Genomic DNA, 25,426 nt, shown 5'->3' on the forward strand with positions numbered 1-25,426 from the left:
CAGTTTCGCATCACAGCTTGCCGCGGATCGCGTCGAGATACTCCAGCACGCCCACCAGCCCCTGCACCGTGCGGATCTGCTCGGCGGGCACTCCGCCGGTGTGATGATTCTGCGTGTGCATCCAGTGTTTCATGGCCGCGGCGTCCCCGCCGGTCAGGACGTACAGCGCGCGATAGCAGCGGATCAGCAACAGCGCCAGCTCGCCCGGCTTGCTGGCCGGATCGATGTTGCCGCGGCTGATATCCGTACGGCCGCGCCCGACGACGTCGCCCAGATCAGCCTGGGTGAGACCCAGCGCCTTGCCGGCATTGACCAGCGCCTCGCGCAGGACATCCGCGCGCTCCGGGACGGCTACCGTTGCGACACTCATGGCACACCTCCACACCAATCATGCACATTTACAATCATTATGTGCTTTATGCACATTATGGATCGAGATCCCGCGAAATACCAGCAGCCTGGACATCCACGCACCCCGGCAAGCCACAACGGGCACACTGTCACGAACTGGATGCGCACAGGGCTCCCGGTCCGTGACAAAACCCTCTATGTTGAGGGTGTCGATGGACACAAATCACAACGAGGCAAGGAATGACGGTGATCAGAATGCGAGCGGCGTACGGACGACTGGCAGCGGTGCTGGCGCTGGTCGGAGTATTCGTGCTGGCCAGTGCCTGCGCGCCCCGTGTATCGGTACAGGAGGAGCGCGAACTGGGGGACGAGCTGGCCCAGGACCTGAACGCGGAGCTGCCGATTGTCGAGGCGCCCGCGATCCGCGATTACATCAACTCGCTGGGCCAGTCGATTGCGGCGGTGGCCGATGACCGCGACGAGATCGACTACACCTTCTATGTCGTCAACGGCCCGGACGTGAATGCCTTCGCCGTACCAGGCGGGCACATCTACATCTATCGCGGGCTGATCGAACGCGCCGACGACATGTCCGAGCTGGCCGGGGTACTGGCGCACGAGGTCGGACACGTAGTGAAGCGCCACGGTATCGACCAGTGGCGCCGCGCGCAGCAGGCGGAAATGGGGCTTGCGGTCGTCTACGGCGTGATACTCGGGCGCGACCCCGGCGCGGCCGAGCAGGTGGCCGTGCAAGTGGGTGCGGCGGGCGTGTTCGCCGGCTACAGCCGCGAGGCCGAACGCGAGGCGGACGACGTGGCCATCGGCTATCTGGTGGATGCGGGTATCCATCCGATCGGCCTCGTCTCGTTCTTCGAGACCCTGCTGGACGAACGCGATCGGGACCCCAGCCGGGTCGAGCAGTTCTTTGCTACCCACCCCGCTACCCGCGAGCGCGTTGAAAACACCCAGGCCCGGATCGACTCGATACCGGCGGAGACGCTGGACGGCCTAGCCCGCGACAGCGACGATTTCCAGCGTTTTCGCCGCGAGGTCGAGGCGTTGCCGGAACCGGAGTCGGACTAAAACGCCATGTCCATGCTTACCGCGTTACTGCTCATGATCGCGCTTCTGCTCGCAGCAGCAGCGCTGATCATCTGGCAGGCCAGCATCCTGTTCAGCATCGAGATCACAGACGGCAAACCCCGGGCACGACGCGGCGACGTGCCCATGCACTTCGAACATGCCGCCCGGGATATCGCCCGCCGCTACGGGATCCAGCGCGGGCGCCTGACCGCCATGCGCACCCGCGAGGGCCCTCGCCTGCGCGCCTCCAGCTCTATCCCACGGGAGGCGCGCACCGAACTGCAGACCGCCCTGCAACGCATCAAACTCGGGCGTCGCCGCAGAAGAAGACGCCGCTAAGGGAGACGCCGAACAGGGCTACGTCGGCCTGCCCAAAGGCCGTCAGGACCGGCACGCCCCGCTTTGTGCCCCCATCGTCCGCAGATCCTCCGGACCCGGGATGATCAAGCCGCCCCTTCGCCATGATCGGGGGAACGACTCGATGCCGCCCCGGTCGGAAAACCGCACGGAACCACAACGCACGAAAGGACAACGGCCCATGGCTGAGCAGGATGACGCACTTTTTCGCCCCTACAGTCTGGGCCCGCTGGAACTTCCGAACCGGATGCTGATGTCGCCGCTGACGCGCTCGCGCGCCGGACAGCCAGGCGATGTGCCCACGGACCTGAACGCCGAGTACTACGCCCAGCGCGCCGGCGCCGGTCTGATCATCAGCGAGGCCACCCAGGTCTCGCCGCAGGGCAAGGGCTACGCGTTCACCCCGGGCATCCACTCGCCCGAGCAGATGGCGGGCTGGCGCAAGGTGACGGACGCCGTGCATGGCGCCGGCGGACGCATCCAGGCGCAGCTGTGGCACGTGGGCCGGATCTCGCGCCCGGAGCTGCAGCCCAATGGCGCACTCCCCGTCGCGCCCTCCGCGATCAAACCCGAGGGGGCCTACACCTTCATCAGCGCCGAATCGGGCATGGTCGAGGTGCAGCAGCCACGCGCGCTGGAGCTCAACGAACTGCCCGGGATCGTGGAGCAGTACCGTCAGGGCGCTCGGAATGCCAAGGCCTCCGGCTTCGACGGCGTGCAGATCCACGCGGCCAACGGCTATCTGCTGGACCAGTTCATCCGCAGTGGCAGCAACCATCGCACCGACGCCTACGGTGGGACGGTGGAGAATCGCATCCGCCTGCCGCTGGAGGTGGTGCGCGCCGTGATCGAGATCTGGGGACCGGAACGTGTCGGCATCCGCGTGAGCCCCACCGGCAGTTTCAACGGCATGCACGATGATGATCCGCTAGAAACGTACAGCGCCTTCGCCGAGGCCCTAGACGCCACCGGCATCGCCTACATCGAGGTGGTGGAGGACTCCTTCCAGGGCAACCACGAGACCGGTCGCCCGGAATCCATCATCGAGGCGATCCGTTCGCGTTTCAGGCGTACCTACATCGGCAACGGCGCCTACACCGCCGAAGAGGCCCGCCAGCGCATCGACGCCGGCCGCTGCGACCTGGTCACCTTCGGCCGCCCGTTCATCGCCAACCCGGACCTGCCCGAGCGCTTCCGCCGGGGCGCCTCGCTCAACGAGTGGGACGAAGCCACCTTCTACGGCGGCGACGAACACGGCTACACCGACTACCCGGCGCTATCCGACTGAAACCGACCCCCGGGGGTCCCCGGGGGTCATTTACGCAACCCATGCACGCGTGGCGTCTTGCCCTTTTCCTGGACCCGGCGTAGAATGCGGCTCGATGCGCACTGCCAACCGTCATACGTGGCTGCACGCCCTGCTGGTCCTGAGCCTGGTGCTGGCCGTGCCCCTGCTGCAGGGCGCAGGGCTGCACCTGCACGTGGGCGATCACGATCATCACGATCACCCCTCGCCGCTGCATGCGGCGCACGATGCCGAGCATGTGCACCATCATAACGAGGCGGCCGAGGTCGATCTGACGCCGCAGGCCACCGGCAAGCCGGTGATCGGATTCGATCTGCCCGGCGCGGCGCTGCCCACCACGGCCGGCGACCTGTCCGTGGCGACCCCACGCGCACCCCCGCGCATCGCCGACCTTGCCTGGCCCCTTCGCGCATCCCCTCCCTGGCTCGCGCCGCCGCTGCGCGGGCCGCCCGCCTGACCCGTTGATTCGAACGTAGCGTGCTGACGCCTTTCGGGGCGCAGCCTGGATCGTCATCAATGGGGAGTGCTTCCCATGCCCAATTCGGTAACTTCCTGGTCGGTCGCCGGACTGATCGGACTGCTTTGCCTGCCCGCCGTGCACGCGGACACGGACCGCTGGACCCTGGAGCGCGCGGTCACGCACGGGCTTTCTGTGGCCCCCGAGGCCGAGGCCTTCGAACACCGTATTGACGCGCAGCGCGGCGCGCGCGATCAGGCGGGACGCTGGCCCAACCCGACACTGGAGGCCGAGGCCTCCGACGGGCTCGGGATGGAGGACGGGCGCGGCGGCTATTCGCTGAGCGGGATCGCCGTGACTCAGCCCCTCCCGCTGTGGGGGCAGATCGGACACCGCCGTGATGCCGCCAGCGCCCGTCTCGCCGCGACCGAGGCGCAGACCCACGCCGACCGCCTGGAACTGGAAGGCCGGATCGGCGCGGCGTTTCATGCCTGGCAGCAGGCAGAGGCGGGGTTCGAGCTGGCGCGCGAGCGCCTGGACGAGGCCGAGCGCCTGGGGCGCATCGCCCGACTGCGACAGGAACGCGGCGACCTCTCCGAACGCGAGCGGCTGCGCATCGACCTGTTCCGTTCCGAGGCCATGCGTCAACTGGAGGCCGCCGAGGGCGAACGGACCGAGGCCCGCGCCACCCTCGCCGCCTGGCTCGACCGGCGCCCGGCCGGGATGGGCACCGCCCCCGCCTTCGACGCCCCGCCGCCGCGGCCCACCCGGGCCGCGCCCGGGACGGTGGTGGACCGCCACCCCGCCCTGCGCGCTGCCTCCGAGCGGCAACAGGCGGCGCAGCTGGAGATTGCCCGTGCCCGCGCCGAAGGGCGCCCGGACATCGGCATCCGGCTGTTCCAGGAACGTGAGGTGATCGACGGCCGCCGCGACACCTCGACCGGCATCGGGCTACAACTGGAACTACCGCTGTGGGACCGCAACCAGGGTCGCGTGCGCGAATCGGTGGCGGATCACTACACCCGCCAGACCGAGCGCCGGGCCCTGCAGCGCGACCTGACCCGACAGGTCGAGGTCGGCACCGTGCACCTGGCGCACCTGCTGGACGAACTCGAGCGCCACCGGGGCGAGACGCTGGCACCCGCCCGGCGCGTGCGCGAGCTGACCTACCGCGGCTACGAGGCCGGCGAGGCCTCGCTGCTGGAGCTGCTCGAGGCCTACAACACCCATTTCAACGCGATCGAACAGGAACACGAGCTGCTCGCCCAGAGCTGGGCCGAGTGGCGCGAACTGCGCATCGCAGCGGGGCTTAGCCTCGTGGAGGACACCCAATGACCCACCGAATCGCCCACCGCATCGCCCACCGCGTCGCCCATCGGATCACGCGCATCATCACCCTGCTGGCCCTCGCCCTCGCGACGGCCCTCGCTACCGGTCCCGCCCTGGCCGACGACCTCGAGATCACGCACTGGGGCGCCGAGCTGGAATGGTTCCTGGAGGCCGGCGCCCCGGCGCCGGGGGCAACGGAGACCTTCGTGGTCCATGCCACCTGGCTGGACGACTTCCGGCCGGTCACCACGGGGGAGGTAACCCTGCAGATGCATAACCGCTACGGGGAGATATTCAGCGAGGCCACGGCCGGCCTCGACCGGGAAGGCATCTTCGCGGTCCCCCTGACCCTGCCCGCGCCGGGACGCTATTACCTGACGGCCGTCCACGAAGACGCCGACGGCATGCGCGAGAGCACGCTCGGTCAGGTACACGTCCCCGGGGATCACGACCAAGGGGACGAAGATCACGGTCACGACCATGACCATGACCATGCGGGCGACGACCGCAGGCATGCCCATGGCGAGGACGACCACGGAGACGATCACGGCCACGATGACCATGGACACGATCACGGCCATGGCGACGAAGGGCACGCGCACGACGCGGACGACACGATCACCTTTCTCAAGGAGACCCAGTGGCGCATGCGCTTCGCCACCGCCCCGGCCCGTTATGAGCCGTTCGCCGAACGCATCGAAGTCCCGGGGACCATCCGCGAGGTACCCGGCAAGCGCACGCGGCTGATCGCGCCCGCCGATGGCGTCATCACGGCCGACGGGGAATGGCCGGCACCCGGGCGCGAGGTCAACGCCGGGGACAGTCTGATGCGTCTGGCGGTCTTGCCGGACAGCGGCACCTCCAGCGGCCTGGCCCTGGATCTCGCCCGCGCACAGGAACGTCTGACCGCGGCCGAGGCGGATCTGGAGCGTCTGACGGCGCTCGCCGAGGAGGGCGTGATCGCCGACAGTCGGGTGGTGGAGGCCCGCCGCGAACGCAACACCGCGCGGGCCGAACTGGACGACGCCCGCGACCGCCAGGAACGGCTCGACGGTAGCGCCGTCTCCGGCACCCTGGCCCTGCGCGCCCCGGCGGGTGGCCGGGTGGAGTCCCTGGATGTCAGCCCCGGAGAGGTCGTCCAGGCCGGCCAGCAACTGGCCCGCGTGCTCGATGGCGAGACGCTGTGGCTGGTGGCGCACCTCTACCCGGCGGACCTGGAGCGGGTCACCTCCCTGGCCGATCCGGCCATGCGCCACCCGGGCAGTCGCGAGTGGCATGCCATCGGCGGCGAACCGGTCTGGGAAGGCGGTGCATTCGACGGGCCCGGGCAGACGCTGCCGGTCGCCTTTGCGCTGGAGGACACGGACACCCGGTACCGGCCCGGCATGCCGCTGACCGTCTCGCTGGCGGCAGGGCCATCGCGGCACCGCGTCACGCTCCCGGCCGCGGCACTGATCGACGACGACGGCGTGCAGGTGGTGATGGTCCAGACCGGGGGCGAGACGTTCGAGCGGCGACCGGTGCGTACCGGGATTCGTTCCGCCGGCCGGGTGGAGATCCTCGCCGGGGTCGAGGCGGACGAACGGGTGGTGGTCCAGGGCGCCTATGCAGTCCTGCTCGCGGGCCGCGATACCGATGACATCGGCCACGGCCACAGCCACTAGGAGGCCACCCAATGCTGGATCGACTGATTCGATGGTCCCTCGCCAACCGCCTGCTGGTGATGGCCGGGGCCCTCGGCCTCCTGCTGCTGGGCGCCTGGCAGGCCAGCCAGACCCCGATCGACGTATTCCCGGACCTGACCGCACCCACCGTAACGGTGATGACCGAGGCCCCCGGCCTGGCCGCCGAGGAGGTGGAACAGCAGGTCAGCTACCTGATCGAGTCCGCGGTCAGCGGCGCGAGCGGGGTGCGCCGCGTGCGCTCGCAGTCCGTGGCCGGCTTCTCGCTGGTGTGGGTGGAGTTCGAGTGGGGCGAGGAGATCTACCAGGCCCGGCAGGTCGTCAACGAGCGGCTGGGGCGCGTGCAGGCGCAACTCCCCGAAGGCGTCGCCGCCCCGCAGCTGGGGCCGATCAGCTCGATCATGGGCGAGATCGCCTATCTCGGCGTACGTGACGACGCCCGTGCGGATGGCATGCGCGCCCGCGAAGTCGCGGACTGGGTGGTAGCGCGGCAGCTGGAGGCCATCCCCGGCGTGGCCCAGGTGACCACCCTGGGCGGCCAGGTCCGCCAATACCAGGTGCAAGTCTCCCCGGAGCGCCTCGCGGCGTTCGGCCTGAACCTCGCCGAGGTCCGGGACGCACTGGAACAGGCCAGCCGCAATGCGGGCGGCGACCGGCTCAGCGAGGGCGGCCAGGACTACCTGATCCGCTTCCTCGGTCGCGCCGAGCGGCTGGACGAGATCGAACAGGCCGTGGTCGCAGTACGCGACGGCATGCCGATCCTGGTACGGCATGTCGCGGAGGTCGCGATGGGGCCCTCCATCCCGGTCGGGGATGGCGGCGTGAACGGCCACCCCGGTGTGGTGCTGGCCGTCTCCAAACAGCCAGATGCCGACACCCTCGACCTGACGCGTTCGATCAACGAGACCCTCGCGCGGCTCGAAGCCGGCCTGCCCGAGGGTGTCACCATCGAACCCAACCTGTTCCGCCAGGCCGATTTCATCCAGACGGCAGTGGCGAACGTGGGCAAGGCCCTGCGCGACGGGGCGATCTTCGTGGTGCTGATCCTGCTGGTGTTCCTGCTGAGCGTACGGATCACGCTGATCTCGGCGCTGGCCATCCCGCTGTCGTTGACCGTCGCCCTGCTGGTGCTGCACGCGCTGGGCATCACCATCAACACCATGACCCTGGGCGGCATGACCATCGCCATCGGCGCGCTGGTCGACGATGCCATCATCTTCGTGGAGAACATCTATCGCCGCCTGCGCGAGAACGGCGGCGACCGCGATCGGGCCAGCCTGGACGAGACCGTACGCCGGGCCTGCTCGGAGATGCGCTATCCGGTGGTCTATTCCACCGTGATCATCATGCTGGCGTTCGCCCCGCTGTTCTTCCTGAGCGGGGTGGAGGGCCGCCTGCTGCAGCCGCTGGGGCTGGCCTATCTGGTCGCGATCGCGGCCTCGCTCATGGTCGCCCTGACCGTGACGCCGGTGCTCGCCCGTTGGCTGCTGCCCGCGGTCGCGGAGCGTAGCGCGGGTCGCGAACCGCCGGTGGCCGCGGCCCTGCAGCGCGCCTACCGCCCGCTGCTGCGCGCCACCCTGCGCTTTCGCCGCAGTGTGGTGGTCATCTCGGCAGCCCTTGCCATCGCCACCCTGGCGGCCACGCTGCTGCTCGGGCGCTCCTTTCTGCCCGACTTCAACGAAGGCAGCCTGACCATCGAGATGGCGACCCCGCCCGGCACCGGCCTGGAGACCGCGGCGGAGATGGCCGGCCAGGTGGAACGCTGGCTGCTGGAACAGGATCCGATCCTCTCCGTCGCCCGCCGTACCGGACGGGCCGAAGGGGCCGAACACACCCAGCCGCCCCATCTGAGCGAACTGGATGTCCGTCTGGGCCCGCTGCCGCAGGGGAAGGAAGCGTTTCTCGAGGAGCTGCGCGAGGGGCTGGCCGCGTTTCCTGGCCAGTTCAACATCGGCCAGCCGATCTCGCACCGCATCGACCATATGCTGACCGGCGTGCGCGCGAACCTGTCGGTGAAGATCTTCGGCCCGGGCCTGGGCGAACTGCAGCGCCTGGCGGGCGAGGTCGAGCGAACCCTCGAGGGCATCGACGGCCTGGTCGACCTGTCGATCGAGCCCGTCGCCGCGGTGCCACAAATCCGGCTGCATGCCGATCGCAGCGCCCTCGCCCGCTACGGCCTGACCGTGGCCGACGCCGCGGAGACCCTGGAGACCGCTTGGCGCGGCGCCCGCGTCGCCCAGATCTTCGAGGGGGAGCGGCGTTTCGACCTGGTCGTGCAGCTGCCCGTGGAGCGGCGCGAGCTGGACCGCCTGGCCGACATCCCGATGCGCACGCCGACCGGGCACAACATCCGGCTGGGCGACGTGGCCGAACCGCGGATCGAACGCGGCCCCGCCCAGGTCAACCGCGAAAACGCCGAACGCCGCCTGGTGGTCAGCGCCAACGTGGCAGGGCGTGACCTGCGCGGGGCGGCCGACGAGGTCCGCGCCACCATCGACGAACGGGTAGCACTGCCCGAGGGCTATCGCGTGGAACTGGGCGGCCAGTTCGAGGCCGAGGCCCAGGCCAGCCGGACCATCGCCATCGTGTCCGCCGGCGTCCTGGTCGCCATGCTGGTGGTGCTGCAACTGGCCCTGCGCTCGCTGACCCTGGTCCTGCTGGTGATGGTCAACATCCCGCTGGCGCTGATCGGCGGGGTGATCGCCGTGTTCGCCATGGGCGGCGTGCTGACCATCGCGGCGCTGGTCGGGTTCATCACCCTGTTCGGCATCGCCGTGCGCAACGGGCTGCTGCTGATCAGCCGCTACCAGAGCCTGGCGGCCGAGGGCGTGCCGCTGGACGAGGCCGTGGAACGCGGCGCACTGGAGCGGCTGACGCCGATCCTGATGACCGCGCTCACCGCCGCGCTGGCGCTCGTCCCGCTGGCGCTGGGCCTGGGCGAGACCGGCACCGAGATCCAGGCCCCGATGGCCATCGTGATCCTCGGCGGCCTGCTCGGCTCCACCGCGCTCAACATGATTGTGCTGCCGGCCCTGTACCACTGGGTCCGGTCGCGCGCCGCGGCGCGGGCCTGACGCCGGTTCGACCCTGACGCTGTGGCGTCATGACGCCACAGCGCTACAATGAACCTTGTATCCATCATCCCGGAGGCTCCAATGAACGAGCCGAACAAGCGTTCCACCGTGTATTTCGAACCGGACCTGCACCGCGCCCTGCGTATGAAGGCCGCCTCCACCCAGTGCTCGATCTCCGATCTGGTCAATCGCGCCGTGCGCCAAGTACTGATCGAGGACCAGGAGGATTTGAGGGCGTTCGAGGATCGCGTTGCAGAGCCGACCATGTCCTACGAGGCGCTCCTCGACGACCTGAAGGCGCATGGCAAGCTTTGAGGTTGTGGTCCGCAAGTCCGTCGCCAAGGATCTGCGACGGGTTCCCGACAGGGACGTACGCCGCATCCTGGAGCGCATCGCTTCGCTGGCAGAGGACCCCCGCCCACCGGGCAGCGAGAAGCTTTCCGCGCAGGAACGCTACCGTGTGCGGCAAGGCGCCTACCGCATCCTCTACGAGATCCAGGACGAGCAACTGATCGTCACGGTGGTGAAGATCGGCCACCGCCGTGAGGTCTATCGGTAACTCTAGGTGTGATCTCTCAACAGGCTGTCAGACGGCGACGTCGGCCAGGTGGCCCTTGCCTTCCAGCCAGGCGCGGCGTTCGGAGGCGCGTTTCTTGCCGAGCAGCATGTCCAGCAGCTGCATGGTGTCGTCGGCGGCGTCGAGGGTGAGCTGCACCAGGCGCCGGGTGTCCGGGTTCATGGTGGTCTCGCGCAGCTGTAGCGGGTTCATCTCGCCCAGCCCCTTGAAGCGGGTCACGGAGACCTTGCCCTTCATCTTTTCCGCCTCGATGCGTTCCAGCACGCCGGCCTTCTCGTCGTCGTCCAGGGCATAGAAGGTCTGCTTGCCGACGTCCACGCGGTAAAGCGGCGGCATGGCGATGTACACGTGCCCCCGCTCCACCAGCGGGCGGAAGTGCTTCAGGAACAGCGCACACAGCAGCGTTGCGATGTGCGCGCCGTCGGAGTCGGCATCGGCCAGGATGCAGACCTTGCCGTAGCGCAGCCCGTCCAGGCTGGCCTGGCCCGGGTCCACACCCAGGGCCACGGAGATGTCGTGGATCTCCTGCGAGCCCAGCACCTGGTCAGGGTCCACCTCCCAGGAATTCAGGATCTTGCCACGCAGCGGCATGATCGCCTGGAAGTCGCGATCGCGCGCCTGCTTGGCGGAGCCGCCGGCGGAGTCGCCCTCGACCAGGAACAGCTCGGTGCGCTCCAGGTCCTGGCTGGCGCAGTCGGCCAGCTTGCCCGGCAGGGTCGGGCCCTGGGTGACCTTCTTGCGCACCACCTTGCGCCCGGCGCGGCTGCGCTTTTGCGCGTTCTGGATCGCCAGTTCGGCGATGCGCTCGCCCTGCTGCGGGTGCTGGTTCAGCCACAGACTGAAGGCGTCCTTGACCACGCCGGAGACAAACGGCGCGGCCTGACGCGAGGACAGGCGTTCCTTGGTCTGCCCGGCGAACTGCGGGTCCTGCATCTTGAACGACAGCACACTGGCGACCCGTTCCCAGACGTCTTCCGGGGCCAGCTTGATCCCGCGGGGGAGCAGGCTGCGAAACTCGCAGAACTCGCGCACGGCCTCGGTCAGGCCGGTGCGCAGGCCGTTCACATGCGTCCCGCCCTGGGTGGTCGGGATCAGGTTCACGTAGCTCTCGCTGACGACCTCGCCGCCCTCCGGCAGCCAGGTCACCGCCCAGTCGGCGGCCTCGGTGGCCCCGGAGACCGACCCCATGAACGGCTCCTCCGGCACCCGCTCCAGGCCGTCCAGGGCCTCCACCAGGTAGTCGCGCAGCCCCGCCTGATAGCACCACTCGCAGGCCTCGCCGGTGGTCTCGTCATGGAACGTGACGGTCAGGCCCGGGCACAACACGGCCTTCGCGCGCAGGATGTGCTTGAGCCGGGGCACCGAGAACTTCGCGGAATCGAAATACTGCGGGTCCGGCCAAAAGTGCAGCGTGGTGCCGGTGTTGCGCTTGCCGACGTCGCCGACCGCCTCCAGATCCTGGGTCTTGTACCCGCCGGCGAACGCCATGCGGTACTCGCGGCCATCGCGCTTGATCTGCACCTCGAGCTGCTTCGACAGCGCATTGACCACCGACACGCCGACCCCGTGCAGGCCACCGGAGAACTGGTAGTTCTTGTCCGAGAACTTCCCGCCCGCATGCAGCGTGGACAGGATCACCTCGACCCCGGGGCGATTCTCGCGCGGGTGCAGGTCCACCGGCATGCCGCGACCGTCATCCGACACCGAGACCGAGTCGTCCTTGTGCAGGATCACGTCGATGCGCTTGGCGTGGCCGCTGATCGCCTCGTCCACCGAGTTGTCGATCACCTCCTGCGCGAGGTGGTTCGGGCGGGTCGTGTCGGTATACATGCCCGGGCGCTTGCGCACCGGGTCCAGCCCCTCGAGGACCTCGATATCGGATGCGGAATAGCTCACGTAATGGTTCCTGTGTCGATCGCGCGCTCGCGGATGCGCGAAGGGTAGCAAATCAGGGCTGCTTGCAATCGCCCCCATGATCCCAACAATTGCATTGCAAATTCCGTATTCAAGCGTTTCAGGAGGGTTCCCATGGCAGAAGCCGCAAGCGCAACCGGCGAGGACATCCTCGACGTCACCCAGGAAAGCTTCCAGCAGGCTGTGCTGGACGAGTCCCATCAGCGCCCGGTGGTGGTCGACTTCTGGGCCGCTTGGTGCGGGCCTTGCCAGCAGCTGATGCCGCTGCTGCAGCAACTGGCCGCGCAATACGCCGGCAAGTTCCGCCTGGCCAAGGTCAACAGCGACGAGCAGCAGGCTCTGGCCCAGCAGTACGGCGTGCGCAGCCTGCCCACGGTGATGGTGTTCCGCCACGGCAAGCCGGTGGACCAGTTCATGGGCGTGCAGCCGGAGCCGAACATCCGCGCGATGATCGACCGCTATCTGGAAAAGCCCTCGGACAGGATCATCGAGCAGGCGCGTGAACAGGCCCGAACCGGCGACGTGGATGGGGCCCTGGCCACGCTCAAGGCCGCGCTCGAGGAGGACCCCGACCATGGCGACCTGCGCATTGAACTGGCCCGCGCGCTGGCCCAGTCCGGCGATGCGGACGCCGCCGAAACGGAGCTGAACAAGCTGCCGCTGGACCAGCACGAACAGGATGCAGTGAAGGAACTGCGAGCCCGTCTGGTGTTCGCCAAAACCGCTGCCGGCATCGACCCGCAGGCCGTGGCGAAGGAGATCCAGTCCGGCGACCCCAGTCCCGAAGCGCTGGAGAAGATGGCCGCCTACGCGATGCTCTCCGGGCGTGCCGAGGAGGCTCTGGGGCTTTACCTGCAACTGATGAAACAGCACCGCGCCTACAACGACGGCGCCGGCCAGAAGGGCCTGCTGGCAGCGTTCAAGGTGCTGGGCGACGACCACCCCCTGGTCGGACAGTACCGGCGGCAGATGGCGTCGCTGCTGTATTGATCAGGCAAACACCGACGCCCTCATCCACGCGTCGGGGACCTCGCAGGCAAGCCCGATCCTGCATGTGCTGCATCGGCCAGAGGGCTGGCCTCCTACAGGGCGATGTCCCGGGATGGATCGAGGCAACACCACCCGGGAGCTGCTGGCTCAGCTACCGCCGACGATCCGTTCGATCACGGCCTCCGGCTCCTGGTAGCCGGACATCTGCTGGCCGTCCTCGGTGATCAGGGCCGGGGTCCCGCGCACGTTCAGCTGCTGGCCCAGTGCCAAGTGTGCATCCTGCGGGGTATCGCAGCTGCCGTCGATATGGTCCAGGGTGTCGCCAGTCTTGGCGCGGTCCATCGCGTCCTCGCGGTCATCCGCGCACCAGATCCGGTCCATGATCTCCGGGGAATTCTGTCCCAGCACAGGGAACATCAGGTAGCGCACCTTGATGCCGGCCTCCAGGTACTGCGGGATGTCCTGGTGAAGCTCACGGCAGTAGGGGCAATTCGGATCGGTAAAGACATTCAGCACGCCGCGGGTGTCGCCGTTCGGTGAATAGACCACCAGTTCGCGGTCGTCGATCTCGGCGAACATGTCAGCGCGCACACCACGCAGTGACCCTTGGGTCAGGTTGTCGCGGGTATCCAGGTCAATCAGGTTGCCCTGCAGCAGGTACTTGCCATCCCCGGAGACATAGAAGATCTCGGTGCCATAGCGCACCTCATAGATCCCGTCCATGCCGGTCTCCTGGATGCTGTCGATCTCGGCATTGGGGATCACGTCCGCCATGCGCTCTTCGATGGCATCGGTCGCGGCGGCGGTGGAGGTGAAGGCGGCCAGCAGCATGGCCAGGGGCAGTGCGCGTTGTACAAACATGGACTCTCTCGTAGCTGTGCAAGAAAACGGGGCCAGTCTAGCAGTCCCGAAGCGGGGTGCCTGCCGAGGCCGGCAAGATCGCAGTAATAGACGTCAGCCGCGGGGATGATGTTCCGCATGCAGGCTCTGCAGGCGGGCGCGTGCGACGTGGGTATAGATTTGCGTGGTCGACAGGCTGCTGTGGCCCAGCAGCATCTGCACCACACGCAGATCCGCGCCGTGGTCGAGCAGATGGGTCGCGAACGCGTGGCGCAGGGTATGGGGCGACAGCGGCACTTCGATTCCGGCCACTTGGGCGTAGTGCTTGATGCGATACCAAAAGGCCTGACGGGTGAGCCCCCTGCCTCGCCGGGTCACGAACACGGTATCCACTGGCGGATGGCCGGACATCAGTGCACCGCGTGCCTCTCGCAGATAACGCGCCAGCCAGTGGGCAGCCTCCTCACCCAGCGGTACCAGGCGTTCCTTGTCGCCCTTGCCAGTGATGCGCACCACCCCCTGACGGCTGTTCACCTCGGACTGCTCCAGCCCAACCAGCTCGGATACGCGCAGGCCGGTGGCGTACATCAGTTCGAGCATCGCGCGGTCACGCAGACCCACTTCAGTGTGCAGCTCGGGGGCCGCCAGCAGCGCATTGACTTGAGTCTCGGACAGGCTGTCCGGCAACGGGCGGCCGGCACGCGGGGATTCGATTCCGGCGCTGGGATCGTCCTCGCGTTCGCCCTGATGCACCAGATAGCGATAGAAGCGACGAATACTGGACAGCGCGCGGGTAATGGATTTCGGCCGTGCCCCCGCCTGCATGCGGGCACTGACGAACGCCAGAAGATCGGCGCTACTGGCTGCCTCGAGCGCAACCCCGCGCCCATGCAGCCAGCGCGCCAGGGCCTCGAGGTCGCGCCGGTAGGCCGCCAGGGTATGGTCCGAGAGGCCCTCGACCGCCCAGAGCTCGTCCAGGAAGCGGTCGAGGACCGGTGAGGTCGTCGCGGCGGTGGTCACGCGTTACGACTGACCGCCTCCGGGAGTACCCGGGTTGCCCATATTGCCGGGCGCCTCCGGGTTCTCTGCACGAAACTTGCCGGCGAGGTTCTCGAAGACCTTAGTCAGCTCCAGCGGCAACGGGAAGAAGATGGAGTTGGCGTTGCCGTTGGTCGACATGTCGGCCATGGTCTGCAAATAGCGCAGCTGCAGCGCGGCGGGGCTCGCCTCCATCTTCTGCGCGGCCTGCACCAGCTTTTCGGCCGCCTGCAGCTCGCCCTCGGCGTGGATGACCTTGGCGCGCCGCTCGCGCTCGGCCTCGGCCTGGCGGGCAATGGCGCGAATCATCGAGTCGTCCAGGTCGACATGCTTGATCTCGACATTGGTGACCTTGATGCCCCAGGCATCGGTCTGGCTGTCGAGGATTTCCTGGATGTCGTTGTTCAGCTTGTCGCGCTCGGAGAGCATCTCGTCCAGATCATGCTTGCCGAGCACCGAGCGCAGCGTGGTCTGCGCAAGCTGGCTGGTGGCCGCGTAATAGTCCTCGACCTGGATCACCGATTTGGCGGAATCCACTACGCGGAAGTACAGCACCGCGTTCACCCGGACCGTCACGTTGTCCTGCGAGATCACGTCCTGGCTGGGCACGTCCAGCGTAATGATGCGCAGGTCGATCCGCACCATCTGCTGGATGCCCGGGATCACGATGATCAGGCCCGGGCCCTTGACCGACTGGAAGCGACCGAGGAAGAAGATGACGCCGCGCTCGTACTCGCGCAGCACCTTGATCGACATCACGATGATGGCGACCAGGATGACTAGCGGGACGACAAAGAAACCGAGATCGTTCATGTCCTGCTCCTTCTTGTTGTGAACACCGTTCGACCGGTCAGCCGGCCGAGGCGGTATCCGGGGTGTCTTCTTCGGTCACGGGTTCGACCTGCAGCTTCAGGCCGTCGATGGCCGTTACGCGCACTTTCTGCCCTTCGCGGACCGGTGCGGAGCTCTCCGCGTTCCATTGCTCGCTGTGGACCCATACCCGGCCACTGTGGTCGAAGTCCTCGCGCGCCTCGCCGATCATGCCGATCATCTCTTCATAGCCGGTGGCGGGCTTCTTGCCACGCAGACTGAACAGCCGGCCCAGCACCCACACCGACAGGATGCCAATGGCAATGGCGGTGCCGATCACCAGCGGGATCGCCACATTCAGCTGCGGGTCGTCCCACAAGATGATGGAGCCAACGGTAAAGGCCACGATTCCTCCTATGCCCAGCGCCCCGAAACTGGGTACGAAGGCCTCTGCAATCATGAAGATCATGCCCAGCAGCATCAGCGCCAGGCCCGCGTAGTTCACCGGCATCACCTGCAGCGCGAAGAACGCCAGGATCAGCGCGATCGAGCCGATCACCCCGGGATAGATCGCACCCGGGTTGGCCAGCTCGAAGATGATGCCGTAGATCCCGAGCAGCATCAGGATATAGGCAATGTTCGGGTTGGTGATCACTGACAGCAACTGGGTGCGCCAGTCCGGGTCCATGCGCACGATCTCCAGCCCCTCGGTGGACAGTGTGCGCTCGCCATCGTGCATGCGCACAGTGTGGCCGTCGATCTGTGTCAGCAGGTCGTCGAGGTTGTTCGCGACGAAGTCGATCACGTTCTGTTCCAGCGCGGCAGTCGCGGTCAGGTTGGAGCCCTCGCGCACGGTCTCCTCGGCCCACTCGGCGTTGCGGTCGTAGCGCTCGGCCAGGCCGCGGATGTAGGACACCGCATCTTCCAGCACCTTGCGCTCCATTGCATCGCCCCCGCGACGGGGCGAGGGCGGATCGTCCTCCAGCAGCTCGTCCTCGGTGGCCGGCTCGACCTCGCCGTTATCATTGCCATTACCGTTGTCGCCGTTCTCCCCGTTCTCGGCGCCGTTCCCACCGTTGCCGTTGTCATTGGCCTCGTCGGCAGCCTCTTCTGCCTCCTCTTCCGGCGGATCCATACCCGGCAGACCGCCCCCGCCCATCTGCACGGGGGTGGCAGAGCCCAGATTGGTGGCTGGCGTCATGGCCGCGACGTGCGAGCCATAAAGAATGTAGGTGCCGGCACTGGCGGCGCGTGCGCCCGACGGGTGGACATAGGTGACGACCGGCACATCCGACTGCAGGATGTTGCGGATAATGCTGCGCATGCTGGAATCGAGCCCGCCGGGCGTATCCAGCATCAGCACCATCACCTCCGCATCGTCGGCCTCCGCACGCTCGATACCGCGGCGAATGTAATCTCCAGTAGCCGGCCCAATGGCATCCTCTACGGTCAGCACCAGGGCGTGCCGTTGTCCGGTTTCCGCCAGTGTGGACACCGCCAGCCAGCCGGCCCCCAGCAGCAGGAACGCCAGCCAGATTGCGGTTCGCCAGACGCGCATGCCGCCTCGCTTCATGGGCTTCCTCTCCCGTCGGTCCTGTTTCGTCGTACACTCGGCAACGCTTCACCCGGTACGTGCCCCCACCCTAAACCATAGGCTATTGCGCCGCTGATTCCCCAATCCCGATGTCCGCATCCCCCACGAACAAGGCAATGCATCCGCCGCTTGGCCTGGTTCTGGCCGGCGGACAGGGTCGGCGCATGGGCGGGCGCAACAAGGGCTGGGTGGAGTATCGGGGCCGCCCGCTGGTGGAACAGGTGATCGAACGTCTCGCGCCGCAAGTGGACTCCATCGTGATCAGCGCCAACACCGATATCGACCGTTATCGCGCGCTAGGGTTTCCCTGTCTGCCGGATACCCGTCCGGACTACCCGGGACCGCTGGCCGGGATCGCCGCGGCATGGGCGCACTACCCCGGACACACCCTGCTCAGTGTCCCGGTGGATGCCCCGCACCTGCCGCTCGACCTGTCCGAACGACTGGGTCAGGCGCTGGACACCGGTGACGCCCCGGCCGCGATCGCCCACGACGGCGAACGGCTGCAACCGCTATTCGCCCTGCTCAGACCCGACCTGGCCGCGCGCCTGGAGACGGATCTCGCACATGGCCCACTCGCAGTTGGCCGCTGGTTTCGCGATATCGGCGCCACGGTGGTCGACTTCTCCGACCAGCCCGGCGCCTTCGCCAACCTGAATACGCCCGAGGACCTGGTCGGCTGAACACCCCCTCCCGCTGCCGCCGGTTATCGCTATACTCGGGCGTGCATAACGCAAGCCAACGACCATGACGCCACACCCGTTCAATCTGCCGCGCATCGGCTTTGCCGCCTGGAGCGGCAGCGGCAAGACGACCCTGCTCAAGGCGGTAATCCCCGCCCTGCGCGCCCGTGGCCAGCGCCCGGCCGTGATCAAGCATGCCCATCACGCCTTCGACGTAGACACCCCCGGCAAGGACAGTTACGAGCTGCGCCATGCCGGCGCGGACCAGATGCTGGTCGCCTCCTGCCGGCGCTACGCCCTGATGGTGGAGACCCCGGAGACCGACGATGGCCGCGTACCGGACCTGGACATGCTCTGCTCGCGCCTGGACCCGGAGCGCGCGGACCTGATCCTGGTCGAGGGCTTCAAGCAGGCCGACCTGCCGAAGATCGAGGTCCACCGCCCAGCCGTCGGCAAGCCCCCGCTGTACCCGGAGATCCCCGGCGTGATCGCGGTCGCGACCGATGCCGCCGAGCTGGACTTTGACGGCCCCCTGCTGCCGGTCAACGACCCCGATGCGGTCGCGCGCTTCATCATCGACTATTGCAACCTGAACCCCTGACCCGGAGACGCCGAGCGCCATGTCCGTGCCCAGCTGCGATGAGTTCGACCCCAACGCCCTGACCCTGGAACAGGCACGCGCGGCCATCCTGCAGGCCTGCGATGCACTGACCGAATCCGAGACCGTACCGCTGGAATCCGCGCTGGGGCGTACCCTGGCCGAGCCGGTCGCCGCCCGCATCGACGTCCCGCCGGCCGCCGTCTCCGCGATGGATGGCTATGCCCTGCGCGCCGACGATGCCGTCGCGGGCCGCGAGCTAATGCTGGCCGGGACCTCGGCCGCCGGGCATCCCTGGGATGGCCGCGTGGAACCGGGCCAGTGTGTGCGCATCCTGACCGGTGCCGTGGTCCCGGACGGCGCCGATGTCGTAATCATGCAAGAACAGGTCGAGCGCGTCGGCGCGGCCGGGATCCGCCTGAACAACGGCGGCCTGGCGCCCGGGCACAACATCCGCGGCCCGGGCAGCGACACCGCCAGCGGTACCGCTCTGTTCGACAAGGGGCAGGTCATTGGCGCCGCCGAGATCGGCGTACTGGCCAGCCAGGGGATCGCCGAACTGCGAGTGCTGCGCAAGCCGCGGGTCGCATTCTTCTCCACCGGCGACGAGCTGGTACCGCTGGGCGAGCCGCTGGGCCCGGGCCAGATCCACGACTCCAACCGCCACACGCTGCGCGCGCTGCTCGCCGCCTATCCGGTCGAGGCACTCGACTACGGCGTGATCCGCGATACCGAGGCCGCGGTGCGCGAGGCGCTGGAGCGCGCCGGACAGGAGGCGGACCTGATCATCACCACCGGCGGGGTCTCGGTGGGCGATGCCGACCACGTGACCCGCGTGCTGCAGGCCTCGGGCCAGGTCGGCTTCTGGAAGATCGCGATCAAGCCCGGCCGTCCGCTGGCCTTTGGCCGTTTCGGCAATGCCCACTTCCTGGGTCTGCCGGGCAACCCGGTCGCGGTGATGACCACCTTCGCCCTGCTGGTACGCCCCGCCCTGCAGGCCCTGTCCGGACGCGACACCACACCGCCGCAGACCATCAGCGCGCGTCTGGTGGAGGACCTGCACAAGACCCCCGGGCGCAAGGACTTCCAGCGGGCAGTGCTCGCCACCGACGATCGTGGATGGACCGTGCGCTCGGCCGGTGGCCAGAGTTCGCATCAGCTGCGCGCAATGAGCGAGGCCAATGCCTACATCGTGCTGCCACGCGAATCCGACGGGGCGCGCGTGGGTGAATGGGTGGAGGTGCTCCCGTTCCGGGAGATTTTCTGATCACCCCCTCCATCGGGGATGCCAACAGGGTCCCCCTTTGAAAGCAGGCTTATTCGCGAGGCGGGGCGGACTCGGCCATCGCGGCAAACTCCCGCTCCAGCAAGGCCTCATCGCCCAGATTGAGCTCGACCAGGCGGCGCAGGTGCGTCGCCGATTCCAGCGGCATCGCCTCGATCTCGAGCCCCAGCCACAGACCCTCCTGCCAGCGCACGCGCCCCTCGAAGGTGATGCGCGCCTCCTCGGACAACGGGATATCCAGCGTCACCAAGGCGTCCAGCTCGACCGCCGGAATCCGGGATCCCTCGACCAGCACACCGCGCAGCGAGATATCCTCGACACGCACGGGACACTCCCCGTTCGCATGGATCAGGGTGGCCGGAAACTCCAGAGGGATACGTTGAAACCGTCGCTGCATACAGGAAGACTACGCGCTCCTTGCCCGTTCCACCAACCCGTGCCCCGAGCCCGACCCTGCCCATGAGCCAAGACCCGAATAACATTGAAGGCCTTCCCGCCGGCCTGCTGCGCCGCTTCGGCGCGATCCTCTACGACGCCCTGCTGCTGATCGCGATCTGGATGGTGCTGGGCATGATCGTGGTGGCGCTGGGCAACCTGACCGGCTGGTATTCCACCCGCGCGCATTTCATCGCCAATCTGTTCGTCGGCTGGGCCTTCTTTTTCTGGTTCTGGACGCGCACCGGGCAGACCCTGGGCCTGCAAACCTGGAACATCCAGCTGCGCACCGAGCATGGCCAGCCGGTCAACGCCTGGCAGGCCACGCTGCGCTATCTGGTCGCCGCCGCGCAGTGGCTGGTGGTGCTGATGGCGATCTGGGCGGTGCGCGAACACGGCGCCGTGGCGACCGTAGCGGTTACCGCCGCGGCAATCTTCGCGCTGGGGCTGTCGCAATTCCATCCGCGGCGCTGGATGCTGCACGACTGGCTGTCCGGTACCGAGCTGGTACGCATTCCGGGCCTGGCCAAGCCGCGCTGGAAAAAGGACAAGGCGGCCTGAACCGACGCCGCCTCCGGCGCCGGAGCCCGCAGGGTTCTTGCATCAGGGGGCAAGCCACAGGCCGAGCTCCTCCAGCCCGTCGGCGATTTGTTCCGCCATTTGCTGATAGCCGGCCGCATTCGGATGGATGCGGTCGGCGCGCAGATCGCGGCTCGACAGGACATCCGAGAGCACTGCGCCGATCAGCGGGACACCCTCTTCGCGCGCCAGCTCGCCATAGAGGCCGTCGTCGCGCAGGCGCCCCGTCGCGGCCGCAAAGGCCGAGGCCGACGGCACGCCAAGCAACAGGGGCTGGGCGCCATGCTCGCGCACCTCGTGGATCAGGGCCCGCAGGTCTTCCTTGACCGCCGAGGCGGCGCGCTGACGCAGAAAGTCATTACCGCCCAGACCGATGATCACGAGATCCGGATCATGCTCGCGCAGGCTGCGACCCAGCCGAGTACGCGCCGTATCGGCGCGATCGCCCGGCACGCCCTCGTTCACCACCTGCCAGCCCGTGATCTCGGACAGCCGCGCCGGAAAATCCTCCCCGCGCGAGGCGCCGGTGCCGTGGGTCACGCTGTCCCCGAACGCCAGCACGGTCGCCGAGCGAGGCAGCGGCTCCAGGTCACCGGGGCCGCTGCCGCCACAACCGGCGAGCAGGGCCAGCAGCCCCGCCAGACCGCCCGCGAGAAATATCCGCCGCGAAGAAACGATCATGTCCGCACCGCCATGCGTCGCAGCGCGAACAGCGCGATGGCCAGGAACAGCAGCACCGGCAGGCAGGCCGCCAGCAACGGTGGCAGGTTGTACACCAGCCCCAGGTGGGTGATGGCCCGCATCACGATCACGAACGAAACCCCGATCGCGATCCCGATGAACAGGCGCTGGCCGGCGCCGCCCTCGCGCTGCGACCCGAACAGAAACGGGATCGCCAGCAGCAGCATCACGAAGGTGCTCGCCGGCAGGGTGAAGCGCTGCCAGAAGGCGACCTCGTACGGGGCCGCATCCAGCTGGTTCTCGCGCAGGTAGTCGATGTAGCGAGACAGGTCGAGCGCAGCCATCTGGCTCGGCTCGACCACCAGCACGTCGAAATACTCGGGCGCGATCAGGCGGTCGATCGTCTCCTCCGCGCGATGCTCGGCGACCACGCGGTCATGCGACAGGAGCGAACGCTCCACGTCTTCCAGGCGCCAGTCACCATCGACAAACCGGGCCCGTGCCGCACGGGTAATCCAGCTCGGCTCGCGGTCACCGGTGAACTCGATGATGCGCACACCCACGAGCTGATTCCCGGCCAGCACCGACTCGGCGTGGATCATCCGCTGCCCATCGCGCGCCCAAAGCCCCATGGAGCCCACACTGATTTCCTCGTCGAAGGCCGAGGCCTTCAGCGCCTGGGCGCGCGTCTCCGAGGCCGGGGCAAAGAATTCGCCGATAATCAGCATCACCATCACCACCACCAGCCCCGCCTGCAGCACCCAGACGATAAACCGACCCAGCGTCATGCCGGCCGCCCGCATCGCCGTCAACTCGCTGTTGGCCGCGAGGTTGCCCAGCCACAACAACCCGCCGACCAGAGCGGCCGGAGGCAGCATCTCGTACATCCGCCGCGGCAGGGTCAGCGCCACGTAGAGCATGGCCTCGGTGACCCCGTAGTTGCCGGCCCCGGTGTCGCGCAGCTCGTCGATCATCGCGAACACCGCATCCAGCGCGACCAGCAGCACAACGGCCAGTGTGGTGCCGATCAGCACCTGGCGGATGACATAGCGCCCCAGCACGGTAGTCATGAGGCCCCTCCACCGTCCTGCAACCGGGGCGTAGCCGGGCGCAGTCGCAACAGGCCCTTGTGCCAGGCCAGCACGACCCACAGCACCAGCATCAGGCCATGGGCCCACCACAGCCCGAGGGCCAGCGGCGTGCGTCCGTCGGCCAGCTGTCCCTGCCCGAGGATCAGAAAGTTCGCATACAGCACGTACACACCGATCGCGGCCGGGATGCGTGCATAGCGTCCAGTGCGTGGCGGCACCTGCGCCAGCGGCAGCGCGAGCAACGCCAGCACCAGGATTGAAAGCGGCATGGCCAGACGCCATTCCAGCTCGGCGCGCGCCTCGGGATCGTCGCGCTGCGCCCACAGCGCGGGGGTCGGCTGCGCATTCAGACTGGCGCGGCGCGTACCGGGGTCGGGCTCGGTGATCTGGGTACGCAGGCGTTCAAACTCCAGCATGCGAAAACTCGCGGTACCGGGCTCGCCGACGTAGCGGTAGCCGTTCTCCAGCAGCAGGAACCCGCTGCCCTCGGCGCCGGGATCGGGCACCGCACGCTCGGCCACGGTGATCTGCGCCTCGCCGTCCACCTCGCGGTAGATAAAGACCTCCAGCAGGGCCTCGCGATCCGCGCTCATGCGCTCGGCGAAAAAGACCTGATCGCCCACGCGAGAACGCAGGAACCGCCCCGGGGCGATCCCCACCAGGTCGGAGCGCTGTTCGGCCAGGTCGCGCAGCTGGTCAATCTGCGCCTCGGTACGGGGCACGACCATGGTCATCAGCACCAGCAGCAGGATCGCGGCCGGGGCGGCGACCCAGAACAGTGCACGGTACAGCGCGGCGAACGACATCCCGCTGGCCTGCAACGCGGTCATCTCGCTGTCACGCTGCATGCGCCCGAACACCAGCATGAACGCCAGAAACAGCGCCACCGGCCAGAGAAAGACGATGCCCTTGAACGCCCCGAACGCGACCATGCCGGGGAGGAAGTCGACCGGCAGTCTGCCCTCGGCGACGTCGCGCAGCACCCGCGCCAGCACACCGCCGATAATGACCAGCAGCAACACCACGCTCACCGCGGCCTGGGTCAGCCACAGCTCGCGGGCGATGAAGCGCTCGGCGCGCCGCAGGATCACGCGCGCATCACCCCGCGTCGGACGCGACGCGTGGTCGGGCGCCACTCGGCGCTGGTAACATGCTCGGACTCATTTTCGGGAGGCATTCATGCAATTCTCCGTCACCACCTCGACCCTCGACAAACCCCGCGCCGGCATCCGCGCCGCCGGGATTAATCACAAGCGCAAGCCGGCCGCGGGTGCCACGGCGCTGGATGCCGCGCGCGACGGCGAGATCACCGCCCTGCTGAAGGCCGGCGAGATGGATGGCGAGGCCGGCAGCCGGCTGCTGCTCCCCGGCAGTGGAAGCAAGGGTAGCGCACTCCTGATCGGCCTGGGCGCGAAAAAGGACTTCGACGCCCGCGCCGCGCGCAAGGCGGCGCAAACCCTGGCGAGCGCGCTGGTCGAACGCCCGGCCACCAGCGCGGCGATCGCGGTCGCGGACTTCCAGCCGCGCGGCAAGGACATCGCCTGGGTGGTGCACACCCTGGTCGCGGCGATCTCGGACGCCGCCTACCGCTTCACCCCGTTCAAGGGCAAGGAGAAGACGACCCCGGTGAAGCTGGACAAGATCCAGCTATGCGTGGAACGCAAGGATGCCGAGTCCGCCAAGAACGCCTGCACCGAGGCCGCGGCCATCGCCACCGGCGTAAACCGCGCGAAGGACCTGGGCAACACCCCGCCGAATGTCTGCTACCCGGAGAGTCTGGCCGAGACCGCACGCGAGATGGCCAAGCAGCACAAGACACTGAAGGCCACAGTGCTGGACGAGAAGGACCTGGAGAAGCTCGGGGCCGGGGCCATCCTGGCGGTAGGCAAGGGTTCCGAGCGCCCGCCGCGCTTGATCGCGATGGAGTACTCCGGCGGCAAGAAGGGCGACGCCCCGGTGGTGCTGGTCGGCAAGGGCATCACCTTCGACACCGGCGGCATCTCGCTGAAGCCCGGTGCCGAGATGGACGAGATGAAGTACGACATGTGCGGCGCGGCCAGCGTGTTCGGGGTGATCGAGGCCTGCTGCGAGCTGGGGTTGCCGATCAACGTGGTCGGCGTGGTCACCAGTGCCGAGAACATGCCCGACGGCCGCGCGACGCGCCCCGGCGACATCGTCACCACCCTGTCCGGGCAGACGGTGGAGATCCTGAACACCGACGCCGAGGGCCGCCTGGTGCTGGCCGATGCACTGACCTGGGTGGAGCGCTACAAGCCGAAGGCGGTGATCGACATCGCCACCCTGACTGGCGCCTGCATCGTCGCGCTGGGCCACCAGGGCGCGGCCGTGCTCGGCAACAACGAGCGCCTGGCGAAGGCGCTGCTGGCCGCCGGTGAAGAGACCGGGGATCGCGGCTGGCAGCTCCCGCTGTGGCCGGAATACCAGGAGCAGTTGAAGAGCAATTTCGCCGACATGGCCAATATCGGCGGGCGCCCGGCCGGCACCATCACCGCCGCCTGCTTCCTGTCGCGCTATACCGAGGACTACACCTGGGCGCATGTCGACATCGCCGGCGTGGCCTGGAAAAGCGGCAAGGAGAAGGGCGCGACCGGCCGCCCAGTCCCGATGCTGATGCGCTACCTGCTCGACCAGGCCTGATCCGGGTCGGGCGC

General features: G+C 67.9%; 25 protein-coding genes. 15 read left to right on the forward strand and 10 right to left on the reverse strand.

Annotated features, from left to right (window positions below; translation table 11 throughout):
• Positions 1–10: 10 nt before the first annotated feature.
• A complete protein-coding gene (locus tag TK90_RS10490; RefSeq protein WP_012983454.1) occupies positions 11–370 on the reverse strand; it encodes an MbcA/ParS/Xre antitoxin family protein in 360 nt (119 codons plus the stop codon).
• A gap of 236 nt (positions 371–606) precedes the next feature.
• Here TK90_RS10490 and TK90_RS10495 point away from each other — a divergent pair, with 236 nt between their 5' ends.
• From TK90_RS10495 to TK90_RS10535, 9 genes are all read left to right on the forward strand, one after another.
• The gene (locus TK90_RS10495; RefSeq protein WP_026148232.1) at positions 607–1,434 is read left to right on the forward strand and encodes a M48 family metallopeptidase; all 828 of its coding nucleotides are present in this window, start codon (positions 607–609) and stop codon (positions 1,432–1,434) included.
• A 12-nt stretch (positions 1,435–1,446) separates the two neighbouring features.
• Entirely contained in the window at positions 1,447–1,773 is a 327-nt protein-coding gene (locus TK90_RS10500; protein ID WP_026148233.1) for a DUF3634 family protein, read from the forward strand.
• A gap of 199 nt (positions 1,774–1,972) precedes the next feature.
• Positions 1,973–3,079: an alkene reductase gene (locus tag TK90_RS10505; RefSeq protein WP_012983457.1), complete on the forward strand. Its 1,107-nt coding sequence runs from the start codon at positions 1,973–1,975 to the stop codon at positions 3,077–3,079.
• A 94-nt stretch (positions 3,080–3,173) separates the two neighbouring features.
• Positions 3,174–3,554, forward strand: coding sequence for a hypothetical protein (locus TK90_RS10510; protein ID WP_012983458.1), 381 nt, complete (start codon positions 3,174–3,176; stop codon positions 3,552–3,554).
• A gap of 75 nt (positions 3,555–3,629) precedes the next feature.
• Positions 3,630–4,889, forward strand: a complete 1,260-nt coding sequence (locus TK90_RS10515; protein WP_012983459.1) for a TolC family protein — start codon at positions 3,630–3,632, stop codon at positions 4,887–4,889.
• Positions 4,886–6,547 carry an efflux RND transporter periplasmic adaptor subunit gene (locus TK90_RS10520; protein ID WP_012983460.1) on the forward strand — a complete coding sequence of 554 codons (1,662 nt, stop codon included), beginning with the start codon at positions 4,886–4,888 and terminating at the stop codon, positions 6,545–6,547. Before TK90_RS10515 ends, TK90_RS10520 begins: the two co-directional genes overlap by 4 nt.
• An 11-nt stretch (positions 6,548–6,558) precedes the next feature.
• Positions 6,559–9,639 carry an efflux RND transporter permease subunit gene (locus TK90_RS10525; RefSeq protein WP_012983461.1) on the forward strand — a complete coding sequence of 1,027 codons (3,081 nt, stop codon included), beginning with the start codon at positions 6,559–6,561 and terminating at the stop codon, positions 9,637–9,639.
• Between the two features lie 81 nt (positions 9,640–9,720).
• Positions 9,721–9,954, forward strand: coding sequence for a hypothetical protein (locus TK90_RS10530; RefSeq protein ID WP_012983462.1), 234 nt, complete (start codon positions 9,721–9,723; stop codon positions 9,952–9,954).
• The gene (locus TK90_RS10535) at positions 9,941–10,198 is read left to right on the forward strand and encodes a type II toxin-antitoxin system RelE/ParE family toxin (protein WP_012983463.1); all 258 of its coding nucleotides are present in this window, start codon (positions 9,941–9,943) and stop codon (positions 10,196–10,198) included. The genes TK90_RS10530 and TK90_RS10535 overlap by 14 nt, the downstream gene beginning before the upstream one ends.
• A 27-nt stretch (positions 10,199–10,225) precedes the next feature.
• Here the strand turns inward: TK90_RS10535 and parE are convergent, their stop codons facing one another.
• Entirely contained in the window at positions 10,226–12,112 is a 1,887-nt protein-coding gene (gene parE / locus TK90_RS10540) for a DNA topoisomerase IV subunit B (RefSeq protein ID WP_012983464.1), read from the reverse strand.
• A gap of 132 nt (positions 12,113–12,244) precedes the next feature.
• On the opposite strand from parE, the gene trxA reads away from it, so the two are divergent.
• A complete protein-coding gene (trxA, locus tag TK90_RS10545) occupies positions 12,245–13,120 on the forward strand; it encodes a thioredoxin (RefSeq protein ID WP_012983465.1) in 876 nt (291 codons plus the stop codon).
• Between the two features lie 147 nt (positions 13,121–13,267).
• On the opposite strand, the gene TK90_RS10550 is transcribed toward trxA, so the two are convergent.
• The 4 genes from TK90_RS10550 to TK90_RS10565 form a co-directional block, all read right to left on the reverse strand.
• Positions 13,268–13,981 carry a DsbC family protein gene (locus tag TK90_RS10550; protein ID WP_012983466.1) on the reverse strand — a complete coding sequence of 238 codons (714 nt, stop codon included), beginning with the start codon at positions 13,979–13,981 and terminating at the stop codon, positions 13,268–13,270.
• A 93-nt stretch (positions 13,982–14,074) separates the two neighbouring features.
• The gene (gene xerD / locus TK90_RS10555) at positions 14,075–14,980 is read right to left on the reverse strand and encodes a site-specific tyrosine recombinase XerD (protein ID WP_012983467.1); all 906 of its coding nucleotides are present in this window, start codon (positions 14,978–14,980) and stop codon (positions 14,075–14,077) included.
• Between the two features lie 3 nt (positions 14,981–14,983).
• Positions 14,984–15,811 carry a slipin family protein gene (locus tag TK90_RS10560; RefSeq protein ID WP_012983468.1) on the reverse strand — a complete coding sequence of 276 codons (828 nt, stop codon included), beginning with the start codon at positions 15,809–15,811 and terminating at the stop codon, positions 14,984–14,986.
• 37 nt (positions 15,812–15,848) lie between these two features.
• Positions 15,849–17,381, reverse strand: a complete 1,533-nt coding sequence (locus TK90_RS10565; protein ID WP_012983469.1) for a nodulation protein NfeD — start codon at positions 17,379–17,381, stop codon at positions 15,849–15,851.
• Positions 17,382–17,518: 137 nt separating this feature from the next.
• Between TK90_RS10565 and mobA the strand changes: the two genes are divergently transcribed.
• The 3 genes from mobA (at position 17,519) to glp (ending at position 19,950) form a co-directional block, all read left to right on the forward strand.
• On the forward strand, positions 17,519–18,085 hold the full coding sequence (mobA, locus tag TK90_RS10570; RefSeq protein ID WP_012983470.1) for a molybdenum cofactor guanylyltransferase MobA: 567 nt from the start codon (positions 17,519–17,521) through the stop codon (positions 18,083–18,085).
• Positions 18,086–18,149: 64 nt separating this feature from the next.
• Positions 18,150–18,686 carry a molybdopterin-guanine dinucleotide biosynthesis protein B gene (gene mobB / locus TK90_RS10575; protein WP_012983471.1) on the forward strand — a complete coding sequence of 179 codons (537 nt, stop codon included), beginning with the start codon at positions 18,150–18,152 and terminating at the stop codon, positions 18,684–18,686.
• Between the two features lie 19 nt (positions 18,687–18,705).
• Entirely contained in the window at positions 18,706–19,950 is a 1,245-nt protein-coding gene (glp, locus tag TK90_RS10580; RefSeq protein ID WP_012983472.1) for a gephyrin-like molybdotransferase Glp, read from the forward strand.
• A 49-nt stretch (positions 19,951–19,999) separates the two neighbouring features.
• On the opposite strand, the gene TK90_RS10585 is transcribed toward glp, so the two are convergent.
• Positions 20,000–20,365, reverse strand: a complete 366-nt coding sequence (locus tag TK90_RS10585) for a PilZ domain-containing protein (protein ID WP_012983473.1) — start codon at positions 20,363–20,365, stop codon at positions 20,000–20,002.
• A gap of 62 nt (positions 20,366–20,427) precedes the next feature.
• Between TK90_RS10585 and TK90_RS10590 the strand changes: the two genes are divergently transcribed.
• Positions 20,428–20,964 (forward strand): RDD family protein, encoded by a 537-nt coding sequence (locus TK90_RS10590; protein WP_012983474.1) that lies wholly within the window; start codon positions 20,428–20,430, stop codon positions 20,962–20,964.
• Between the two features lie 42 nt (positions 20,965–21,006).
• Here the strand turns inward: TK90_RS10590 and TK90_RS10595 are convergent, their stop codons facing one another.
• Genes TK90_RS10595 through lptF form a run of 3 tightly spaced genes read right to left on the reverse strand, consistent with a single transcriptional unit; the run spans position 21,007 to position 23,845 of the window.
• Positions 21,007–21,663, reverse strand: a complete 657-nt coding sequence (locus TK90_RS10595; protein ID WP_012983475.1) for a GDSL-type esterase/lipase family protein — start codon at positions 21,661–21,663, stop codon at positions 21,007–21,009.
• Positions 21,660–22,733 (reverse strand): LPS export ABC transporter permease LptG, encoded by a 1,074-nt coding sequence (gene lptG / locus TK90_RS10600; protein WP_012983476.1) that lies wholly within the window; start codon positions 22,731–22,733, stop codon positions 21,660–21,662. The genes TK90_RS10595 and lptG overlap by 4 nt, the downstream gene beginning before the upstream one ends.
• Entirely contained in the window at positions 22,730–23,845 is a 1,116-nt protein-coding gene (gene lptF / locus TK90_RS10605) for an LPS export ABC transporter permease LptF (RefSeq protein WP_041444360.1), read from the reverse strand. Before lptF ends, lptG begins: the two co-directional genes overlap by 4 nt.
• Before the next feature lie 88 nt (positions 23,846–23,933).
• Between lptF and TK90_RS10610 the strand changes: the two genes are divergently transcribed.
• Positions 23,934–25,412 carry a leucyl aminopeptidase gene (locus TK90_RS10610; RefSeq protein ID WP_012983478.1) on the forward strand — a complete coding sequence of 493 codons (1,479 nt, stop codon included), beginning with the start codon at positions 23,934–23,936 and terminating at the stop codon, positions 25,410–25,412.
• Positions 25,413–25,426 lie beyond the last annotated feature (14 nt).

The sequence above is a fragment of the Thioalkalivibrio sp. K90mix genome, from assembly GCF_000025545.1.
GTDB lineage: Bacteria > Pseudomonadota > Gammaproteobacteria > Ectothiorhodospirales > Ectothiorhodospiraceae > Thioalkalivibrio.

Excerpts from the sequence above, each read along its gene's own strand:
- TK90_RS10610 (WP_012983478.1), top strand. The coding sequence starts at position 23,934 with ATGCAATTCTCCGTCACCACCTCGACCCTCGACAAACCCCGCGCCGGC.
- TK90_RS10515 (WP_012983459.1), top strand. The coding sequence starts at position 3,630 with ATGCCCAATTCGGTAACTTCCTGGTCGGTCGCCGGACTGATCGGACTG.
- TK90_RS10495 (WP_026148232.1), top strand. The coding sequence starts at position 607 with ATGCGAGCGGCGTACGGACGACTGGCAGCGGTGCTGGCGCTGGTCGGA.
- TK90_RS10565 (WP_012983469.1), bottom strand. The coding sequence starts at position 17,381 with ATGAAGCGAGGCGGCATGCGCGTCTGGCGAACCGCAATCTGGCTGGCG.
- TK90_RS10590 (WP_012983474.1), top strand. The coding sequence starts at position 20,428 with ATGAGCCAAGACCCGAATAACATTGAAGGCCTTCCCGCCGGCCTGCTG.
- TK90_RS10585 (WP_012983473.1), bottom strand. The coding sequence starts at position 20,365 with ATGCAGCGACGGTTTCAACGTATCCCTCTGGAGTTTCCGGCCACCCTG.
- TK90_RS10550 (WP_012983466.1), bottom strand. The coding sequence starts at position 13,981 with ATGTTTGTACAACGCGCACTGCCCCTGGCCATGCTGCTGGCCGCCTTC.
- TK90_RS10535 (WP_012983463.1), top strand. The coding sequence starts at position 9,941 with ATGGCAAGCTTTGAGGTTGTGGTCCGCAAGTCCGTCGCCAAGGATCTG.
- glp (WP_012983472.1), top strand. The coding sequence starts at position 18,706 with ATGTCCGTGCCCAGCTGCGATGAGTTCGACCCCAACGCCCTGACCCTG.
- lptG (WP_012983476.1), bottom strand. The coding sequence starts at position 22,733 with ATGACTACCGTGCTGGGGCGCTATGTCATCCGCCAGGTGCTGATCGGC.
- TK90_RS10520 (WP_012983460.1), top strand. The coding sequence starts at position 4,886 with ATGACCCACCGAATCGCCCACCGCATCGCCCACCGCGTCGCCCATCGG.
- trxA (WP_012983465.1), top strand. The coding sequence starts at position 12,245 with ATGGCAGAAGCCGCAAGCGCAACCGGCGAGGACATCCTCGACGTCACC.
- mobA (WP_012983470.1), top strand. The coding sequence starts at position 17,519 with ATGCATCCGCCGCTTGGCCTGGTTCTGGCCGGCGGACAGGGTCGGCGC.
- TK90_RS10490 (WP_012983454.1), bottom strand. The coding sequence starts at position 370 with ATGAGTGTCGCAACGGTAGCCGTCCCGGAGCGCGCGGATGTCCTGCGC.
- TK90_RS10505 (WP_012983457.1), top strand. The coding sequence starts at position 1,973 with ATGGCTGAGCAGGATGACGCACTTTTTCGCCCCTACAGTCTGGGCCCG.
- TK90_RS10500 (WP_026148233.1), top strand. The coding sequence starts at position 1,447 with ATGCTTACCGCGTTACTGCTCATGATCGCGCTTCTGCTCGCAGCAGCA.
- TK90_RS10530 (WP_012983462.1), top strand. The coding sequence starts at position 9,721 with ATGAACGAGCCGAACAAGCGTTCCACCGTGTATTTCGAACCGGACCTG.
- TK90_RS10560 (WP_012983468.1), bottom strand. The coding sequence starts at position 15,811 with ATGAACGATCTCGGTTTCTTTGTCGTCCCGCTAGTCATCCTGGTCGCC.
- TK90_RS10525 (WP_012983461.1), top strand. The coding sequence starts at position 6,559 with ATGCTGGATCGACTGATTCGATGGTCCCTCGCCAACCGCCTGCTGGTG.
- TK90_RS10510 (WP_012983458.1), top strand. The coding sequence starts at position 3,174 with ATGCGCACTGCCAACCGTCATACGTGGCTGCACGCCCTGCTGGTCCTG.
- mobB (WP_012983471.1), top strand. The coding sequence starts at position 18,150 with ATGACGCCACACCCGTTCAATCTGCCGCGCATCGGCTTTGCCGCCTGG.
- TK90_RS10595 (WP_012983475.1), bottom strand. The coding sequence starts at position 21,663 with ATGATCGTTTCTTCGCGGCGGATATTTCTCGCGGGCGGTCTGGCGGGG.